This window comes from Pseudomonadota bacterium (assembly GCA_027624715.1).
In the GTDB taxonomy this organism is placed as follows: domain Bacteria; phylum Pseudomonadota; class Gammaproteobacteria; order Burkholderiales; family Eutrophovitaceae; genus Eutrophovita.
Genome location: JAQBTV010000002.1, coordinates 143,598 through 161,982, shown reverse-complemented (window position 1 = coordinate 161,982; position 18,385 = coordinate 143,598). Strand labels below are relative to the sequence as shown.

Genomic DNA, 18,385 nt, shown 5'->3' with positions numbered 1-18,385 from the left:
GAGGACTCTTTGGTCGCACCGCGAGCTATTATAAGAACTAATCTCCATCCTTTTTGACGGGCCCCACTCGGAATTTAAGCCCAAAGTAGTTCTTCGCTCTTTTTCGTCCTGCTTAATGTAACACTTTTTACGAACCTGTCAAATTATTAAAAAAATTCAGCCCGTAGGCGCCCTTCAATAAACCCTGTAACACTTGATACAAAAGGGGTACTTTGTCGAACGTACAAACCTTTGATATCCTTACAGGTAATTAGAGACTCCAAACCCTATCTATAAGGAATAAACGTTTAATGGCTAAAGAACAAAGACCAATCGACAAACTGGCGATGGACCAATCAAGTTTATTCCGAGAAGTAATCGTCACAGATCGGCGAATCGGCACAATACGGATCTCAAACCCAATTACGGCGAACGGAGCTGATGATCCTGAACGACAAACGATTTATGCTGGAGAAACGCAAATCATGACACCAATGGGGGCGCTTCCTATTGCATTTCAAATAGAAGCACACTCGTTAGCGGAAGCTGTCGAGAAATATGGCGATGCTGGTAAAGTTGCTGTAGAAAAAGCAATTAAGGAACTCCAAGAAATGCGTCGGGAACAAACCTCATCCATCGTTCTGCCTGGAAGCATGTCTGGAGTTGGAACTAATGCGGGTCCAGGTGGCGGATTTAAACTACCCTGAAACTAAAGTGGTCAAGATGATCCATCTGAAACCGCACCAGTCTGTATTAAGTCATTAACTTGATCCTCACTGTACGCGAGTTCGCTCAATACTTCTCGTGTATGCTGACCCAAGGTTGGTGCTGGGGTAACTCTTTCTGGTGACGAATGAGACCAATTGCTGGGCGTCTTTGTCGCGTACAAACTACCTTCGGTTGGATGTTCCTCATTAATAAAAAATCCCGTCTCTCGGAGATGATCATCCGTCAACAAGTCATCTACGGTATTCATTTTAGCGACAGGAACATCAATGTCCTGAAAAAAAGACATCCAATAGTCCGTATCCTCATTTTTAATCATCTCTGATAAAAGATCATATATCTCACCAATATTTTGAGCTCTAGCAGAATGCGTTATAAACTTTGGGTCATTCATCATTTCAGATTGATTCATAGCCGCCCAAAATCTGGTCCATTGCGCTTCGTTATAAACCAAAGCGCAAATAAAGCCATTTTTTGTCTCATAAACGCGTCGGTGTTTTAGCCGTTCATAGCCCGAAGGTCCGATTGGCGGTTGAAAACTCAGGCCCGCCATATGATCCCCCAGCACGAAGTGTGATATCGCCTCAAACATAGGAACCTCTACTGACTGACCTCGACCTGACTTTTCTCGCTGATACAAGGCCGCTGTCACAGCATAAACAGCGTGCAATCCAGTCACACGGTCCGCAAAATTAAGAGGTACATAACTAGGTTTTTCCCGACCTTCCTTGGAAACAAGCCAAGGCACGCCGGTACTACCTTGTATCAGATCATCATAGGCCGCCTGCCCCGCTCGAAGGCCATTTTCTGAGTATCCATAAGCGCCTACGTAGATAATATCTGGGTTCAGTGCGCTCACATCAGTGTAAGACAACCCTAATCTCTGCATCGCGTTTGGTCTCACGTTGTAAATTAAAACGTCACTACGCAGAATTAACTTTTTGATAACGTCAATCCCCGATGGATGTTTCAAATTAACAGCGATACCCTTTTTCCCACGGTTTAAATGTAAATGCAAGTGCCCCATATGAGGATTTAGCATAGGTCCGACGTCTCTCATATTGTCACCTGAGAAGGGTTCAACCTTGACCACCTCTGCACCTAACTCAGCCAGTATTTGGGTCGCAAAAGGGCCCATGACTACGGACGTTAGATCTAGAATTTTGACACCGTCAAGAGGACCTGGCATAACACAACCTCATACAATCGTGGGCTAGAGTCGCCACCCGTGTGAAGATTCCGTCAGATTTTGGAAAAATTTCAATAGATGATTTTAACTGCAGCTAGTTCGCTGGAGGCGCCGAAGGTCTATCCTCTCGATGTCGGAAATTAATACGCGCCTTGGTTAAATCATAGGGGGAAATCTCAACCGAAACTCGGTCACCCGCAGTGATTCGAATTCTATTTTTACGCATTTTTCCAGATGCATAAGCAATAACCTCAATGCCATTTTCAAGCTCAACCCTAAAGGTCGTATTGGGCAACACCTCTTGTATAGTGCCGTCCATTTGAATTAATTCTTCCTTCGCCATTAAAACCCCTTTTAAATGTAATGGTGGTCGGAAACAGCCTCGATAAAAAGCCCAAATCTATCCACGAGGGCTTATTCTAACTTCGAATTCGACTCAAACACGACATTCTGATAGTCTGAATTTACTGTACTACCAACAATTAGTAGCTTTAATAATCCAACCTATATGGTAACTCATTATAAAAACTGATGAATTTTTACGAAAAATATATTCTTCCTCCGATACTTAACTGCGCATGCGGACTGTCTTCACTGAAAAGTCATCGAGAAGATATTGTCAGTCGAGCCAAAGGTGCAGTTCTTGAAATAGGCATAGGTTCCTCTCTAAATCTCGATTTCTATAAGCAGGATCAAATCACAGAAATAACCGGAATCGATCCCAACGAGTCACTACTCAAAATAGCCCAGCGCAGCAACCCTAACAAAACCCCCAAGATAAATTTAATCGCTGGAATTTCAGAGCAGCTCCCATTCTCCGATCGGCAGTTTGATTCAGCAGTTGTTACTTTCTCTTTCTGCACTATTCCGAATCCAGAAATCGCAATTAGAGAAATTAAACGAACACTTAAACCAAAAGGCTTACTTCACTTTTGCGAACATGGCATCAGTGACAGTCCACATCTCAAAAAATGGCAGCAGAGAATAGAGCCGATCTGGAAACCTTTAGCTGGAGGGTGTCACCTCACCCGAGATATTTTTGCCCTAATCGCCAGTAACGGTTTTCAACTGTTTGATCACAAAACAATCTATGCTGATCACGTGCCAAAAGTTGTAGGACATTTGTACAGCGGTTCGGCTATCAAACAAAGCTAATTTCGTTTGGACAGCAGTAACTGACGTAGATCTGTTTTAAGCACTTTACCGTAGTTATTTTTAGGCAAAGATTCGACAAAGTGATAAGTTTTTGGGCGCTTAAATCGAGCAATTCTATCAAGACAGCATTCATCCAAAGCCTGCTCATCCGCAAAAGCCCCTTGTGATAGCACTACAAAAGCTACAACGCTCTCACCCCATTCTTCACTAAACTGACCAACGACGGCTACCTCACTTACTGAGTGATGTGTCAACAAAACCTCTTCGATCTCACGAGGATAAATATTGGAACCGCCACTTATAATTAAATCTTTCGACCGTCCGATCAAAGTCAAGAATCCATCATTATCAAAAAAACCAATATCTCCAGTGTGTAACCAGCCATCTTTCCAAGCAGCTTGAGTCGCTTCCTCATCATTCCAATATCCAGAGGCGACGACTGCGCCCTTTACAATAACTTCGCCCATCTGACCCACAAGCGCCGGAGACCCATTCTCACCAAGAATACGCATCGACACAACGCTATGCGCAATACCAACTGAAGCGAGGCGCTCATCATATCTTTCATGTGACGAGTCATTGATCGTCGCTCTAGACAAGACGGTAATAGTCATCGGGGATTCACCTTGGCCGTAGATCTGAACAAAACGGGGACCTAAAATATCCAGAGCTTGCTTAATATCATGAACATACATAGGTCCCCCACCGTAGACAATTGTCTTTAATCCTTCAAGTGAGCATTCAGAAACCTCTTGAATTTGCACAAGTCGCTTGACCATCGTAGGCGCCAAAAACATAGATACGCCATTCCATCGTTGTATTAGATCCAAGACCTCATTCGGATCAAATTGCCCACTGCGAGGTATGATTTGATTGGCACATTTCATCACATGAGGCAAATCATAAAAACCGGAACCATGGGATAGCGGGGCTGCATGGATAATACTATCTGAAGCACTCACATCATCGACGTCTACCAAGTAAGCCATTCCCCCCATAAGCATATTTTGGTGTGAGATCATCACGCCCTTGGGCTTGCCAGTCGTTCCGCTGGTATAAAACAACCAGGCAAGATCATCAGGTTGCCTGTCTTCCATATCAATCGCTGGGCGCGAATCAGTCAATACACAATATTCATTTGAATCCACATCGATCACACGAGAGACAACTGCACAATTCGATGACACAGGAAAAAACTCTCCCGCGAGGTTCTTAGATACAAAACATACGGTCGACCCAGAGTGTTCCAACATATAGCTGATCTCTAAAGCGTGGAGCTTTGAGTTAATTGGCACAACGGATAAGCCAGCGTACCAAGTCGCATATCGAATGACGATATATTCAGGATGGTTTGGCATCACAATAGCAATCCGATCACCGGGCTTAAGGCATAGATCTTCCCTCATAGATGTTGCAAGGCAACGAACTCGCTCATAGAACAAACGATAGGTATATAACGTATCCATCCCGACCGATATCGCAGATCGATCGGGATGTGACTGGTAAGCTTTTAGCAGTATCTGTGCAATATTCATTGTTAAATAGAGACAATCACTCATTAATCTGTAAGCGTTCTAACCTCGTGTTACATTATGACGATATGAAAAAAGAAATAATAATCGAGCACACGTGACCGGAGAGAAAAAAATGATCTTGCGATTTACAGTTAGCGCTATCACCAGCATTCTATTATCATTCGCGCATTCAGCCTATTCTGCGGATCCGCCAGAACTGAGCGTTCGACACACCATTGAGATCAATGCTCCCACCGAGAAAGTCTGGGATATCGTTAGTGACTTCGGTGGCTTGCATCATTGGCTCTTTTTTATAAAGGATACTCAAATCATACTTGGAAAAAATAGGGAGCTAGGTGCTATTCGTTTATTAACCCGAGGCAACGGAACCAAAATAGAAGAGCGACTCGTGGAGTATGATCCTTACAATATGATCATCTCTTATACCTACGCCCAGGGCGTACCAATCTCGAGTGATTACTATTCAACGATAACGGTGACAGAGGTAAAAAACGGCAAATCACAGGTCGAATGGAAAGCTAGGTTTAAACGCTTACAATACTGGGCAGATAGCCCAACAGCGGGCAAAGACGATGCGGCCCTAGTGGAAATCTACAACAGAGTCTATTCCATTGGGCTCGAGGCAATGAAGCAAAACATTGAGTCAGGAGCTCTATAACCTTACTCTTAGGACACTAAAATTCCAGATTATCATAAACAATTTTGATGAATTTGGAGTCTAACTCTAAGATGGCCCATGCCCAAGATTGTTCAATTTGAAAGTCGCATTGGAAACCTAATTATGTTTAAGGAGCACGCGATACCGCTACTTAAATTAATGGGACTCTCTGGCGCGATCCCAAGCGCTATATTGCCAAATGACATTCTCGACGCGTTGAGACGTGCTCGCGCTCATCCATCACTCTCGCAATCGTTTATGAACGATGATAACAATCAAAATAATGAAATTAATATTCCGTTAAATACGAGGTCTAAACCTCTTTTTGATTTATTTGAACGCGCAGAAGCTCGTAAGTGTGAAGTAATATGGTGGTAATTATTTCGTATTTCGCTAATCCGATGAGTCACCAAACATTCGCGATAACAGGAGATTTAAACGCATGACCGACGTAACGAATTTCTTTCGCTTGGATAATAAAGTCGCCATTATCACAGGGGCGAGCCGAGGGATTGGAAAATCTATAGCAATTGCTTATGCCCGATATGGAGCAAAAGTTATCGTATCGAGCAGAAAAATTGAAGCCTGTCAGGAGGTTGTCAATCACATACGAGCGTTCGGCGGTGAGGCGACGGCGACTACCGCAAATATATCGGATAAATCTAGCCTTGAAGATTTAGTGCACTTCTCAAGAGAAACATACGGAGGCATTGATATCCTCGTGTGTAATGCGGCATCCAACCCCTTTTACGGACAATTAAAGGATATTCCAGATGCAGTATTTGAAAAGATATTAAATAATAATATTCTGAGTAATCACTGGCTATCCTCCCTAGTGACACCACATATGGAAACTAGAAACGGAGGCGCTATACTTATTGTTTCCTCAATAGCAGGACTCAAAGGAACCCCAGGACTTGGGGCCTATGCGATTTCAAAAGCTGCAGATATGCAATTAATTCGAAATCTTGCGATAGAACTAGGTGACAAAAAAATAAAAGTGAATGGAATTGCCCCCGGTCTTATCCGAACCGATTTTGCAAAAGTGTTATGGGAGGACCCAATAACGCGTACTGACTACGAACAAAAAACGGCACTAAAGCGATTGGGTGACCCTAACGATATTGCTGGTGTTGCGCTTTTCTTGGCCTCCGATGCCTCCGCGTATATCACTGGGCAAACCATTGTCGTCGATGGTGGAATCACCATTGCCGGCTAAACTGTAGCCTGCGTTCCTCGCGCTCCAAATAATCATCTAGGTTTATAAAAAGGATCTGCTAAATGTCTGAACTTATCCTTCACCACTATCTCACCTCTCCCATTTCAGAAAAAATTAGGGTTATTTTTGGCTTAAAGAACATATCTTGGCGCTCCGTAGAGATACCTAACCTTCCGCCAAAACCTGATGTTATTCCGCTATCAGGCGGGTATAGGCGAACCCCGATCATGCAGATAGGTGCTGATATTTTCTGCGATAGCCAAAGAATTTTATCTGAGATAGAGCGTCAGCAACCATCACCCTCAATGAACATGGGGTTGATTCAAATGATTAATCATTGGAGTGATCAATTATTTCACCCTATAGTTGCTGTAGCGATTGCAGGCTCATCAGATGTTTTTCCCAAAGAATTTTTAGAAGACCGTAAGAAATTGTTCTTAGGAGACTACGCAGACATTGAATCTGTTAAGACACAGATTCCAAATTTTATCGCCCAAATCAGAGCTCAGTTTTCTTGGGCAGAAACAGCCATAGAAGATAAGAGTGGGTTCCTTTTAGGGGAGGAGGCGACCATAGCAGATGCCTCTTTATTTGCCCTTACCTGGTTTATTAGGCGGCGTTGGGAAATTGGAGAAGAATTTATGGAGGAGTTCCCTAATATTTGCCTCTGGGAACAATCCATCAAGGACATTGGACATGGGACGTCTACTGACATGACCTCGCAGGAAGCGCTGGATACAGCTCAAAATGCTCAGACAACATTCAAGTCAAAATCAGACATCAATGACAAACAAGATATCGCAGTTGGTGATAGCGTCTCCATCGTTTTTGACGGGAATACTGGAGAAAAGACAGTAGATGGTGCAGTACATACGATAGATAAAAATAGTATAGGTTTACTTCATACGAATAAGCGTGTCGGCACCGTTTGCATCCATTTTCCAAGAGTAGGGTACCGAATTGAACGCGCCTAAAGAAACATTAGCCGAAAAAATTTAACTGAGAGGGAAGACAACGTGTCCATGCATACAAAATTCGATTTTTTAAAAGCAATGACTATTGTCCTAGCTTTGGGTTCAATCAGCTTATTCGGCTGCTCAGAAGAAAACACCAACGCCAAAACATACAAACTTGTCACTGGACCTCAAGGAGGAGCCTGGTACCCACTGGGTGGCGCGCTAAAAGGCCTTATAGAAAGAGATCAATCAGATATAAAAATTCAAGTATTGCCTGGGGGTGGAGTTTCTAACGTACTCGCTCTACATACCGGACAAGCAGATATCGCACTCGCCCAGAGTGTGACAAGCTTAGACGCAATAGAAGGTAGAGCTCCATTTCAGGAGCCACTTCAAAATATTTGTAATGTCGCCACATTTTACCGACAGTACTTTCAAGTAGTAACACTTGCCGAGTCGAGCGTAGACACACCCTTTGATCTAAAAGATAAAGTTCTAGCAACCCAACCTCGAGGCGCTTCAGGAGAGGCCATTACCAGTCACTTATTGCAAGCACATGACATGGATTATAAAAGCCTCTCAAATGTAAGCTTTGGGTCGTACACAGATTCAGTATCTCTGATGAAAGATGGAAATGCCGACGTATTTACCTTAACAACGACCATCCCATCCGGAGCTGTTATGGATTTGGCCAGCTCTCGGTCCGTCAAATTAATGCCCATGTCGGAGGACGCTCATGAGCGAATGCAAAAAATAAATTCAAAATACGAACGAGGTGTTATCCCCAAGGGGACTTACCCTGAACAAAATGAGGATGTACCAACAATCTTTTGGTATACGCATCTTACCGCTCGCTGCGACGTAGAAGATCAGGTCATAGGACACATTCTTGACTCTATCGTATCGGGATCAATGGAGCTCGTTTCGGTAACCAAAGCCATAGCAGGCCTCGATATACCAACCATGACACGCGACATTGGTGTTCCCATGCACCCCGGAGCGAGCAAATGGTATGAAGACCAAAAACAAAACTAACAGTAGCCGTGCGGTTGACTGATAAAAAAGTGATGCTAAAAACTATGAGTCCGATTGCAACAATCATTTCTTTAGTTGCACTGTCCATGTCTGGCTTTCACCTATATATCGCATGGCAAGGACCACCGGACGCGCTAACCTTAAGGGCCACACATTTAGCATTCGCGTTGATACTTGTATTTTTAACGAGTGGCAGCTTGAACAAAGAGGGACAGCGACGGACCGTCAAGATTGAATCCTTCATATTGATCGTGCTGAGCATTGCCGCTTGCGCCTATTTAGTCCTCTATCAAGACTATATCGTGAGCCGTATGACATATGTAGACCCGCTCAACCCTATTGACCTCACGTTCGGCGTCATCACCATACTCCTAGTATTAGAAGGAACGCGCCGTGCTGTGGGCTGGGCACTACCGATCACGGCTGTTGGGTTTCTAACCTACGCCCTCACAATTGGCGGTGTAGATTTTCAACGTGTCATCGAGCAAATGTATATGGGGACAGAAGGTATTTTAGGCATTCCGTTATACGTCTCTGCCACATACGTCATGTTGTTTATCCTCTTTGGTGCACTCGTGGAGAGAACGGGAACTGGTGCATTATTTATGGATTTCGCAATGGGACTCGCTGGTCATTCAGCCGGAGGTCCTGCAAAAGTCTCATGCATTACCAGCGGAATGTTTGGCACGGTTTCGGGCAGTGCCGTTGCAAATGTGATGACAACTGGGGCATTCACGATTCCACTCATGAAACGACTTGGTTATAAACCGGCCTTTGCAGGCTCCGTCGAAGCCGTAGCTTCAACAGGCGGGCAAATCATGCCGCCAATCATGGGTGCTACGGCATTCATAATGGCCGAATTTCTTGGAGTCAGTTACCTTACTGTTGCCATGTACGCCCTCTTACCGGCGATACTCTATTACGTTGCTTTATTTCTAAGCATTCATTTTGAAGCTAAAAAAAATGGCATGCACGGACTAGACAAATCTGAACTTCCGAAAGTATCAAAAGTCCTTAAGGAGCGCGGCCACCTATTCCTTCCCTTAATCATCATTATCGGCACACTTATGCTTGGTTTTAGCGCGCCATTTGCAGCGCTGTGCGGCATCATGAGCACCATTCCAACAGCGCTTCTCCGAAAAACGACTCGAGAATACATAAACATTAAAAATATACTGAAAGCGCTTGAGGAAGGAGCGAAAAATACCGTTACTGTCGCCCTTGCATGCGCTTGTGCTGGCATTGTCATCGGTGTGATCTTCATCACTGGATTAGGGTTAGAGTTCACGAATTTAGTGCTTTCCGCAGCAAATAATCACCTATTTCTAGCACTTGTTTTAACTAGTTTTGCCGGCATTCTGCTCGGTATGGGTATGCCAACCGCACCCGCTTACATCATGCAAACCGCACTATTGGTCCCCGCACTAGTGAAGCTAGGCGTTATGGTTGAGGCCGCCCATATGTTTGTTTTTTATTTTGCCATTCTATCTGCCATCACTCCCCCCGTTGCATTAGCTGTGTATGCTGCAAATGGTATTTCGCGCGCATCAATTTGGGACTCCAGCATCACCGCACTACGACTTGGCGCGACGGGGTATATCATTCCATTTATGTTTGTCTTTGGCCCATCTCTGCTGCTCATTGGTACCGGCATGGAAATAGTACAAACGAGTATTACAGCAGTCATTGGCGTCATATGCCTTGCGTCCGGCCTCTCTGGATACTTATTTAAAGTAACCTCAGTCTGGGAACGCATAAGCTTATTAACTGCCGCATTAGTTCTCATTAAACCAGGTCTAGAGAGCGACATCATTGGAGCGGCACTCATAACGTTGACCCTTATTGGTCAATTACGAAAGGAAAAAATATCGCATCAATAAGTAATCAAGATACAGAACGCCACAACTCAAAAAATACTTTTTAGGTCTCAGCCTGCGCTCTAAATTATAATAAGAGGATGCTGACTAAATTGAGAAAGAAAAATGTTTGATTGGTTCGCCTCACCTGAGGCATGGGTCGCACTTGGAGCACTAACAGCTTTAGAAATTGTTCTGGGTATCGATAATATTATTTTTCTGTCAATACTTGTTAACCGTTTGCCAGAAGCCCAACGTAACTTTGCTAGACGTCTTGGGCTTTCGCTCGCGATGATTGCACGATTGGGACTTCTCTTCTCACTTTCATGGGTAATGTCACTAAGTACGCCAATTATCACATTGGCTAATCTTGAAATATCAGGTCGCGATCTGATTTTATTCTTTGGTGGATTATTTCTAATTGTGAAGGCGACCCAAGAAATTCATGAAGCGCTAAAGGGTGTAAGCATTGAGAGAACATCGAACAAAAAAGTCAGCCTGGTATCAATACTTATTCAAATATCTATTTTAGATATTGTTTTCTCGCTAGACTCAGTAATTACAGCGGTCGGCTTAGTAGATCAACTAAGTATCATGGTTATTGCTATCGTTTTAGCCGTTGCTGTGATGATGTTTGCAGCAAAGGGTATTGGGAATTTCGTAGATAAACACCCTACCATCAAGGTGCTTGCATTAGCATTCTTAATATTGGTCGGCATCGTACTGGTCGTTGAGTGTTTTCAAATTCATGTACCCAAATCTTATATTTACTTTGCTATGGCATTTTCCTTTACGGTTGAACTCGTTAATATCAGGATTAGAGGTACTGAAAAAACGTCGGCTTAGTCAGGTATTTAGAAAATTCAGAGGTAATCCCGGACAATGCCATTCAAAGGAATAAAGTCGACCCAGTCCAGACGAAGTAACAAAGACAGTTTTTAGATCTGGGCCACCAAAACAAACGTTTGTCACCATTAGATCAAATTCTGGTACCGGCACTCTTGCTCGTACCTCTCCGGTCGGCGCAATAGCGGTGAGACACCCCGTCCCAAGCGTTGCTACGACAACATTGCCCTCAGCATCGACCGCAAGTGAATCAAGTCTCTCGTAACCACTAAATTTATGAAGTAATCGGCCCGGCCAAAAAGGATGTGGTCCGTTTTTCTTCAACACACCCGGCGAATCTATATCAAACGCCCAAAGCCTGGCAGCATTCGTCTCAGCAACATAGAGTGTTTTCTCATCTGACGAGAGACCGATACCATTGGGGGTGTCAAAAGGATGAATCAACTCAACGATCATTGATCCGTCGATCTTGGCGTAAAACACTGACCCTCGATCTATTTGTCGGCTACGACGCTTACCTAAGTCCGTAAAATAAAAACCACCTACGCGATCAAAAACAATATCATTTGGCCCCTTAAGAGATTCCCCATCACAATCACGATAAAGACTGGTGACTTCACCGCTTTTTAGGTCAACAGTCTGTATCGACCCCCCCGCGTAGTCATCCGGTAGAGCTTCACCTGGCCGATTAAATGGCCCAGTCTTCGTCCAAACAAACCCACCGTTATTACAGACGTACATTTTCCCATTAGGACCAAGTGCTGCCCCATTAGGTCCTCCGCCACAGTCCGCTAAGATAGTTTTTTTTCCATTATGATCAACCCGCGTGAGCGTTTTACGTTCAATTTCTACAAGCAAAACGGAACCATCGGGCATAGCCACAGGGCCTTCAGGGAATAACAACTCCCGACAAATTTCTTTCACTGTAATTCCTCCTCAAAATAATATGTCATTAGGATTTACGCTAAAGCATTAACACGCCTCCATCAACATGATAGGACTGCCCTGTTATGAAGTCAGAGTCTTTAGATGCCAAAAAATAGGCCATTGAAGCGACATCCTCGGGCGTTTGCGCTCTAGCCATCGGCACAGCCTGAACCCGCTCTTTCCAAACTGTTCCGACTGGTTTATTTTCAATCGCAGTCCACTCAGCATCAATTTGGATCCACATGTCGGTATCAACGGGCCCTGGACATATGCTATTGACTGTCACTTTTGGCGAGCATTCTGATGCTGCAGATTGGGTAATCATAATAACCGCGGCTTTACTCGCAGAATAAGCACACATAAATTTTCGTCCTGCTCGTCCAGCGATCGAAGCCATATTGATGATTTTACCTGTCGGCCTACCGTCGGCTAATGGCGTCTGACTCAACATTTGTTTAGCACACGCCTGTACACAAAAAAATAGACCTCTTGCATTCACATTTTGCATGTAATCCCAATCCTCTGGAGTTGTCTCTAAAAAGCGTTTGACTCGTATAACACCTGCATTGTTCACCAAAACATCAATACGTCCAAAATGCTTAGTCGATTCCGCAATGAGCCTAGTCACAGCTATAGGGTCACTAACATCAACTCTCAACGGCAAAACATCTACCCCCATACTCTGTAGTTCTTTGGAAAGTGACAGGACGCCATCTTCATCAATATCAGCTATTACAAGTCTCGCACCCTCTGACGCATAACGACGCGCTATCTGCTCACCGATACCGCGCCCTGAGCCTGTAATAACAGCCACAACACCTTCCAATCCATGCATACGCTTTACTCCTAAAAATATAAAACTAATCAATGCGCGGCCTATGAGAATGCCACTGAGTCCGATCCTGAAATGCTCGAGCAATCTTTAGAATTTTAATTTCATCAAATGGCCTTCCGTAAATCATCAGACCAATTGGTAGCCCGCGAACATTAAAGCCACACGGAACCGTAACAGCACTTAAATTAAGCATGTTACCGATGGCTGTATTACGCAAACAGCTCACATTCGTTTTTGAATACGCGTCGACACTAGCCTGGCACGCTGCAACAGAACATGGTGGAGTCATCACAGTGGGAACGAGCAATGCATCCGCAGTATCAAAAAACTCAATGGCTTGATGCCTAATCGATGTAAGACCATTTTGAATATCGAGATACTCTACCGCCGTGACTTCTTTTCCTTTAATCAAACGATGTGAAACAATAGGATCAAGTTGATCAAAATACTTATCGACCAATAACCTATTCGAGTAGTAAGCCTCTGCAGCAATGACTAACCCTTTTGGATTCAATCTGAGCGCTGCATTTGCCACGTCTACCGACCGATATTCAATACTAGCCCCTAGATCTGCAAATACAGAAGCTGTGTCTAAAACCGATTTTTCCACCTCAGGGTCACACTCATCGAAGAATACATTCTGAGCATAAATCAATCGGTATCCCACCAACGATTCCTGTGATGCAGCCTCATCCATGTGTATTAATGGACGAAAAGCTTGCATCGATGGATCATCGAAATCCTGTTTCGCCATTAACCGGTACACGACCTCTGCGTCTTTAGCGTTTCTCGTTAAAGGGCCCACTGAATCAAGAGTCCAACTTAAGGGAAAAACACCTCGACGACTAATTTGACCGACAGTGGTTTTCAATCCAGTTACACTATTAAACGCAGCAGGAATCCTTACTGACCCGCCCGTATCACTCCCAAGAGCCATAGGCACAAGACCAGCACCAACCGCCACGCCTGACCCACTGCTCGACCCACCAGGTATGTGATGTTCACGAGCCCATGGATTTACTGGGGTACCGAGTTTATTATTAATACCCACCCCACCGTAAGCAAATTGGACAGTATGAGTCTTGCCAACAAGAATAGCTCCTAGCTCTTCGAGGCGGGAAACAATAAAGGCATTCTCATTCGGCACGTTATCGGATAAGAGCTCAGTACCTGCTCGAGTCGGAACACCAGCAATATCAAACAAATCTTTGGCCGCATAGGGAATGCCGTGTAGTGGGCCGCGATCGACCCCTGCGTCAAATTCCGAATCAGCAAATTTTGCTTGTTCTAGCGCACGAGTCTCAAGAATCTCCACAAACGCATGGAATTTTTTATCGTACTGCTTGATCCTATCCAAGTAGCCTTGAGTCAATGATTTCGAGGTGAGCTGACCAGAACGGAGTTGTTGGCCGAGCTCTACAATTGACGCAAACGGATCAAACGAAGTCATAAGAACGATCTCTCCTAAATAGGTACGACTCAATAGAGACTAAAAATTAACCTAAACACTAAAGACAAAATTTGATTATGGCAATCAAGATCCGAGAAGGACAGGCAATACCTCTTCAATTGGACCTCGCAAAAACCCATCTGCCGCATTGTCGTACTGCGTTGGCTGGTTATTGACTATCAATACATCAACATGAGCAGCTTTCGCGACATCCACAACACTCGCGATCGGGTAAACTTGCAGAGTCGTACCGACACATAACAAGAGATCACTTTTTTTGACAAAATCAAATGCCGCATCAATTTTGATCGCGTCCAAAGATTGTCCAAAAGAAATCGTGTCGCTTTTCAAAATACCCGAACAATGCAAACAACTGGGATCAAGCTCACCTCCTTTAACCCGCTCAAGCTCATCCAGCATATTCGTTTTTTTTTGGCATGACATGCACACCACACGATGAATCGTGCCATGTATCTCTATGATTTTATTCATGTCATTTCCAGCGGCTTGATGTAGCCCATCAATATTTTGGGTAATTAAGGTCAGTAATTTTCCTGTTTTCTCAAATGCAGCAATAGAATTATGTGCGTCATTCGGTATAGCCCTTAACGCAGGATGCGTTAAGCGAGACTGCCACGCTAAACGCCTGACGTCCTGGTCTACCATGTAATATCGAATATCCGACATCTTTTCAGCAAGAGGATTTTTCGTCCACACACCCTGAGGCCCTCTGAAATCAGGGACTCCTGAACCAGTCGAAACTCCAGCCCCTGTCAAAATCACAACTGCTGAAGCAGACTGAACCATAGCCTTGGCTCTGTGGATATCTGACTTTGCGGAGCCCATCGATACTAACTGATCGCCTTAAAAAGGAACGGCAAGCTTCTATTGAGTCGATAATCAAGATCTGAATGGTTATCATCAAATTCTTCGTAAACATGCTTAACACCGAGATTATGTAATCGTTCTGACAAAATACGCGATCCATAATGGATAAAGTATTGATCCCTCGTCCCACACTCTATCCAAATTCCTTTTAGCTTCTTCAAATGACTCCCAAAACGTTTTACCAAATTAATAGGATCATGAGCCAACCAACGCTTCCAACGCGCCTCAATTAACTCTCCTGTGTCCATATTAAATGGCACCCTAAAACCAAGTGGCGCTTTTGGATCAGGATCATATGTGGCTGCCATACAAAGGTTCATCAAACAATGCCCCTCAGAAGACGATATTTTTTCTTTTGACCAAATTGCTTCCAAAAAACGTTTAATTCTCCCATCGTCCATCCCATGCTTAACAAGCTCCCGCCTTCCTTTCTCAATATTTGAACCCTCTTTAGGTAGGTAACTAGCAATACGATATTTTGCTAACGCATCCAATGTATTTGGCCAATCCCGGCGATAAATGCAATCAAAATAAGCATCACCAGACAGGTTAGCAATAGCACCCCAAACATCAGGGTGATTCATGCCTTGAACCATGGCCCCATAACCACCAGATGATTTTCCAAAACAGGCGCGATGTTTGGCTGATGACTTAGTACGAAACATACCATCGACAAAAGGAACAATCTCTAGGTTTAAATAGTCATCATAACGGCCTAACGCGGAGGAATTAATATATTGATTACCACCAAGCGACGTAAAACAATCTGGGAATACCACGATCACCGGGCCGATCTTTTTCTCGTGATATAAACGCTCTAATCGCTCAGCCATATTTTCACCAAAAGGCTTCCAATTGAGTCGCGCAAGGCCTGATCCCGTGAAACCAGCTAAATCATAAAAAACCGGATATCGCTGTGTCGTATTAGAAGCATAATCCGGTGGTAGCCAGACTAAAATATCTCGCCGGTAAGGATCCTTCAGGGGGTTATTCTTCAGCACCTTGGAGATATGCTCCAGCCGCACTAACCCACCCTTCGGATGACTTTTTTTTCTCAAGGACATTTAACGTTCACCACTCTTATAAGCTTCAGACAACGATTGTCTGATAACATCCACGTTTAATAGTTGACGCAACTGACTGTACGCATTAGACCACGCCCGCGCTGTATTTTCTAAGTCAAACCGCGTCATACCGCTTTGTGTACAAAAAAACAGCTCATTAAATGCGTCATGAATACAAAGCACAAATCCAGAAAACTTGTTTTTCATATTCTCGTCAGAGCTGACTGACCACTCGCGAACTCCCTGTAATGCTATGAGCCGTTTTTGTATTTTGGCTGCACTTGTCGGTACGATGCCAGATACGTAAATGCCTAGGATTAACATCAATCGTCTTAAATTCATCAACATAAAATTACCTTCTCTTGAAATCTACTTAAGACTTCAAAAGCATGCCGTTATTTGCTGATTGCTCGAAACCATCCTTCCAAGCAAGAATGCCATTAACAATCGTATATTTAATACCTCGCGAAGGCATAACCATACGTTTCGCGCCGCCAGGCAAGTCATACCGGCGCTCAGGTCGATCTGAAGATCCAATCTCTGCGGCATCGAATATCGTAATATCTGCCGCATAACCTCTGCGAAGACGTCCGCGATCCTTAATCCCAAAAAAATCTGCTGGATCAGAGGTCAGACGTCTTACTCCCTCCTCTAGAGACAATACACCTCTATCGCGAACCCAGGTCCCGAGCAGATACGTTGGATATCCCGAATCACACAACATATCAACATGTGCCCCGCCATCGCCTAACCCAATCAGTATCGAAGGGTCGTTAAGCAGCTCTGCCACACGATCAATTCGGGTATTAAATGATTGAATCGTAAATTCGCACGCCAAATCATCGGCAACTGCAATATCAAGGAACGTATCTACTGGATCTTTGCCCTGAGCATGTGCAATATCCGAAACGGATAAATCAATAAATGGGGCAAGTACCTCGTTGCGTGCCTGATGCAAAGTAATTCGTTGCCAGTCAGCAAATCCCGTTGGATTCTTTAAATCCTCTCTAAACTGCTTTCTGAATTCTTGATCAGAGTAAATGAGTTTCTGAGCTTCCTTAGATTTATTTTCGAAAACACGCTTCCACGAGGGGAAAGACGCGAATGAGAAGGGATTACGCATACCCATCTCTCGCGTGATCGGCAAGGGCGATGTCTGCGGTCTAGCACCTTTTTCAATCATTGGTTTAGCGCGCCGAAGACTTTCTCGAACTGCCTCTGAAATATCGTCTCGATCAAACATTGCAATAAAAGTAACCGGCCTACCGCTCTCATCAAGCAACATATCAAGAAGGTCACACTGATCCTCTTCTAGCACTCCAAGCTGACGGGTCAACGCAATTTCAATCGCACCTTTATTACGTTTTTTTAATGTGTTCGCATACAACTTTAATTCCTCACGATTGGCATTACGACACGCTAAAGGTTTTCCACCGAAACCCATATGTTGATTCAGTATCGTGCTGGAGAATCCAAAAGCTCCGTGGTCCAATGCCTCTCCGAGTAGACGGGCTATCTCACACATTTCAACCTCATCCGCAGCTCTTTCTATAGATTCTTGACCCATCACAAAGTGCCTGAATGGACTTAACGGCGCCAAAAATGCGGTGTTCACACCAATTTTTTGTCTCTGGGCAAAATCCATAAACTCTGGAAATGACTCCCAATCCCAAGTGATCCCTTTTTCTAAGACCTCGAATGGGATTGCTTCAACATTTTCGAGGTCACGCATCGCGACCTCACGCGCATCTGAGTGACACGGAGCGATACCGACACCACAATTACCCAAAACAACCGAAGTTACGCCATGCCAAGAAGACGGCGTAAGCAATGTATCCCAACAAATCTGAGCATCATAATGAGTATGTGGATCAATAAACCCAGGCGATACAATGAGACCGTCTGCGTCGATCACTTGCTTGCCTGCGGTGTTTAATTCTCCAACATCAACGATAATGCCGGCGCTGACACCTACATCTGCGCGATAGGCTGGACGTCCAGTCCCGTCTACAATATTTCCATTCTTAACTAAAAGATCGTACATCTCAGAAGGACTGTAAATTGGAC

The 18,385-nt window shown here is 44.2% G+C and carries 19 protein-coding genes; 9 read left to right on the top strand and 10 right to left on the bottom strand.

Annotation, left to right across the window (positions count from 1 at the left end; genetic code table 11):
- The first annotated feature begins 290 nt into the window (after positions 1-290).
- A complete protein-coding gene (locus O3A65_02305) occupies positions 291-686 on the top strand; it encodes a hypothetical protein (protein MDA1331294.1) in 396 nt (131 codons plus the stop codon).
- A gap of 11 nt (positions 687-697) precedes the next feature.
- On the opposite strand, the gene O3A65_02300 is transcribed toward O3A65_02305, so the two are convergent.
- Both O3A65_02300 and infA read right to left on the bottom strand, forming a co-directional pair.
- Complete coding sequence (locus tag O3A65_02300; protein MDA1331293.1) at positions 698-1,894, bottom strand: CoA transferase; 1,197 nt, start codon at positions 1,892-1,894, stop codon at positions 698-700.
- 94 nt (positions 1,895-1,988) lie between these two features.
- A complete protein-coding gene (infA, locus tag O3A65_02295; GenBank protein ID MDA1331292.1) occupies positions 1,989-2,237 on the bottom strand; it encodes a translation initiation factor IF-1 in 249 nt (82 codons plus the stop codon).
- Between the two features lie 188 nt (positions 2,238-2,425).
- Between infA and O3A65_02290 the strand changes: the two genes are divergently transcribed.
- On the top strand, positions 2,426-3,049 hold the full coding sequence (locus tag O3A65_02290; protein ID MDA1331291.1) for a class I SAM-dependent methyltransferase: 624 nt from the start codon (positions 2,426-2,428) through the stop codon (positions 3,047-3,049).
- Here the strand turns inward: O3A65_02290 and O3A65_02285 are convergent.
- Complete coding sequence (locus O3A65_02285) at positions 3,046-4,608, bottom strand: AMP-binding protein (GenBank protein MDA1331290.1); 1,563 nt, start codon at positions 4,606-4,608, stop codon at positions 3,046-3,048. The genes O3A65_02290 and O3A65_02285 overlap by 4 nt on opposite strands.
- Before the next feature lie 88 nt (positions 4,609-4,696).
- Between O3A65_02285 and O3A65_02280 the strand changes: the two genes are divergently transcribed.
- The 7 genes from O3A65_02280 (at position 4,697) to O3A65_02250 (ending at position 11,154) form a co-directional block, all read left to right on the top strand.
- Positions 4,697-5,242 (top strand): SRPBCC family protein, encoded by a 546-nt coding sequence (locus tag O3A65_02280; protein ID MDA1331289.1) that lies wholly within the window; start codon positions 4,697-4,699, stop codon positions 5,240-5,242.
- 78 nt (positions 5,243-5,320) lie between these two features.
- Positions 5,321-5,620, top strand: a complete 300-nt coding sequence (locus tag O3A65_02275; protein ID MDA1331288.1) for a DUF1840 family protein — start codon at positions 5,321-5,323, stop codon at positions 5,618-5,620.
- 64 nt (positions 5,621-5,684) lie between these two features.
- A complete protein-coding gene (locus tag O3A65_02270) occupies positions 5,685-6,461 on the top strand; it encodes an SDR family oxidoreductase (GenBank protein ID MDA1331287.1) in 777 nt (258 codons plus the stop codon).
- 62 nt (positions 6,462-6,523) lie between these two features.
- On the top strand, positions 6,524-7,435 hold the full coding sequence (locus tag O3A65_02265) for a glutathione S-transferase family protein (protein ID MDA1331286.1): 912 nt from the start codon (positions 6,524-6,526) through the stop codon (positions 7,433-7,435).
- A 48-nt stretch (positions 7,436-7,483) separates the two neighbouring features.
- The gene (locus O3A65_02260; protein MDA1331285.1) at positions 7,484-8,452 is read left to right on the top strand and encodes a TAXI family TRAP transporter solute-binding subunit; all 969 of its coding nucleotides are present in this window, start codon (positions 7,484-7,486) and stop codon (positions 8,450-8,452) included.
- A gap of 32 nt (positions 8,453-8,484) precedes the next feature.
- Entirely contained in the window at positions 8,485-10,332 is a 1,848-nt protein-coding gene (locus tag O3A65_02255) for a TRAP transporter permease (GenBank protein MDA1331284.1), read from the top strand.
- A 102-nt stretch (positions 10,333-10,434) separates the two neighbouring features.
- The gene (locus O3A65_02250) at positions 10,435-11,154 is read left to right on the top strand and encodes a TerC family protein (protein MDA1331283.1); all 720 of its coding nucleotides are present in this window, start codon (positions 10,435-10,437) and stop codon (positions 11,152-11,154) included.
- Here O3A65_02250 and O3A65_02245 read toward each other — a convergent pair whose 3' ends face one another.
- From O3A65_02245 to O3A65_02215, 7 genes are all read right to left on the bottom strand, one after another.
- The gene (locus tag O3A65_02245) at positions 11,155-12,078 is read right to left on the bottom strand and encodes an SMP-30/gluconolactonase/LRE family protein (GenBank protein MDA1331282.1); all 924 of its coding nucleotides are present in this window, start codon (positions 12,076-12,078) and stop codon (positions 11,155-11,157) included.
- Positions 12,079-12,118: 40 nt separating this feature from the next.
- A complete protein-coding gene (locus O3A65_02240; protein ID MDA1331281.1) occupies positions 12,119-12,916 on the bottom strand; it encodes a glucose 1-dehydrogenase in 798 nt (265 codons plus the stop codon).
- A 25-nt stretch (positions 12,917-12,941) separates the two neighbouring features.
- Entirely contained in the window at positions 12,942-14,366 is a 1,425-nt protein-coding gene (locus O3A65_02235) for an amidase (protein ID MDA1331280.1), read from the bottom strand.
- Between the two features lie 84 nt (positions 14,367-14,450).
- Entirely contained in the window at positions 14,451-15,212 is a 762-nt protein-coding gene (locus O3A65_02230; protein MDA1331279.1) for a Sir2 family NAD-dependent protein deacetylase, read from the bottom strand.
- A gap of 5 nt (positions 15,213-15,217) precedes the next feature.
- On the bottom strand, positions 15,218-16,318 hold the full coding sequence (locus O3A65_02225) for an alpha/beta hydrolase-fold protein (GenBank protein MDA1331278.1): 1,101 nt from the start codon (positions 16,316-16,318) through the stop codon (positions 15,218-15,220).
- Positions 16,319-16,666 (bottom strand): hypothetical protein, encoded by a 348-nt coding sequence (locus O3A65_02220; protein ID MDA1331277.1) that lies wholly within the window; start codon positions 16,664-16,666, stop codon positions 16,319-16,321.
- Positions 16,667-16,691: 25 nt separating this feature from the next.
- Entirely contained in the window at positions 16,692-18,362 is a 1,671-nt protein-coding gene (locus O3A65_02215) for an amidohydrolase family protein (protein ID MDA1331276.1), read from the bottom strand.
- Positions 18,363-18,385 lie beyond the last annotated feature (23 nt).

Bases quoted from the DNA above. Each gene is read 5' to 3' on its own strand.
- O3A65_02305 (MDA1331294.1), top strand. From the start codon at position 291: ATGGCTAAAGAACAAAGACCAATCGACAAACTGGCGATGGACCAATCA.
- O3A65_02300 (MDA1331293.1), bottom strand. From the start codon at position 1,894: ATGCCAGGTCCTCTTGACGGTGTCAAAATTCTAGATCTAACGTCCGTA.
- infA (MDA1331292.1), bottom strand. From the start codon at position 2,237: ATGGCGAAGGAAGAATTAATTCAAATGGACGGCACTATACAAGAGGTG.
- O3A65_02290 (MDA1331291.1), top strand. From the start codon at position 2,426: ATGAATTTTTACGAAAAATATATTCTTCCTCCGATACTTAACTGCGCA.
- O3A65_02285 (MDA1331290.1), bottom strand. From the start codon at position 4,608: ATGAGTGATTGTCTCTATTTAACAATGAATATTGCACAGATACTGCTA.
- O3A65_02280 (MDA1331289.1), top strand. From the start codon at position 4,697: ATGATCTTGCGATTTACAGTTAGCGCTATCACCAGCATTCTATTATCA.
- O3A65_02275 (MDA1331288.1), top strand. From the start codon at position 5,321: ATGCCCAAGATTGTTCAATTTGAAAGTCGCATTGGAAACCTAATTATG.
- O3A65_02270 (MDA1331287.1), top strand. From the start codon at position 5,685: ATGACCGACGTAACGAATTTCTTTCGCTTGGATAATAAAGTCGCCATT.
- O3A65_02265 (MDA1331286.1), top strand. From the start codon at position 6,524: ATGTCTGAACTTATCCTTCACCACTATCTCACCTCTCCCATTTCAGAA.
- O3A65_02260 (MDA1331285.1), top strand. From the start codon at position 7,484: ATGCATACAAAATTCGATTTTTTAAAAGCAATGACTATTGTCCTAGCT.
- O3A65_02255 (MDA1331284.1), top strand. From the start codon at position 8,485: ATGCTAAAAACTATGAGTCCGATTGCAACAATCATTTCTTTAGTTGCA.
- O3A65_02250 (MDA1331283.1), top strand. From the start codon at position 10,435: ATGTTTGATTGGTTCGCCTCACCTGAGGCATGGGTCGCACTTGGAGCA.
- O3A65_02240 (MDA1331281.1), bottom strand. From the start codon at position 12,916: ATGCATGGATTGGAAGGTGTTGTGGCTGTTATTACAGGCTCAGGGCGC.
- O3A65_02235 (MDA1331280.1), bottom strand. From the start codon at position 14,366: ATGACTTCGTTTGATCCGTTTGCGTCAATTGTAGAGCTCGGCCAACAA.
- O3A65_02230 (MDA1331279.1), bottom strand. From the start codon at position 15,212: ATGGGCTCCGCAAAGTCAGATATCCACAGAGCCAAGGCTATGGTTCAG.
- O3A65_02225 (MDA1331278.1), bottom strand. From the start codon at position 16,318: ATGTCCTTGAGAAAAAAAAGTCATCCGAAGGGTGGGTTAGTGCGGCTG.
- O3A65_02220 (MDA1331277.1), bottom strand. From the start codon at position 16,666: ATGTTGATGAATTTAAGACGATTGATGTTAATCCTAGGCATTTACGTA.
- O3A65_02215 (MDA1331276.1), bottom strand. From the start codon at position 18,362: ATGTACGATCTTTTAGTTAAGAATGGAAATATTGTAGACGGGACTGGA.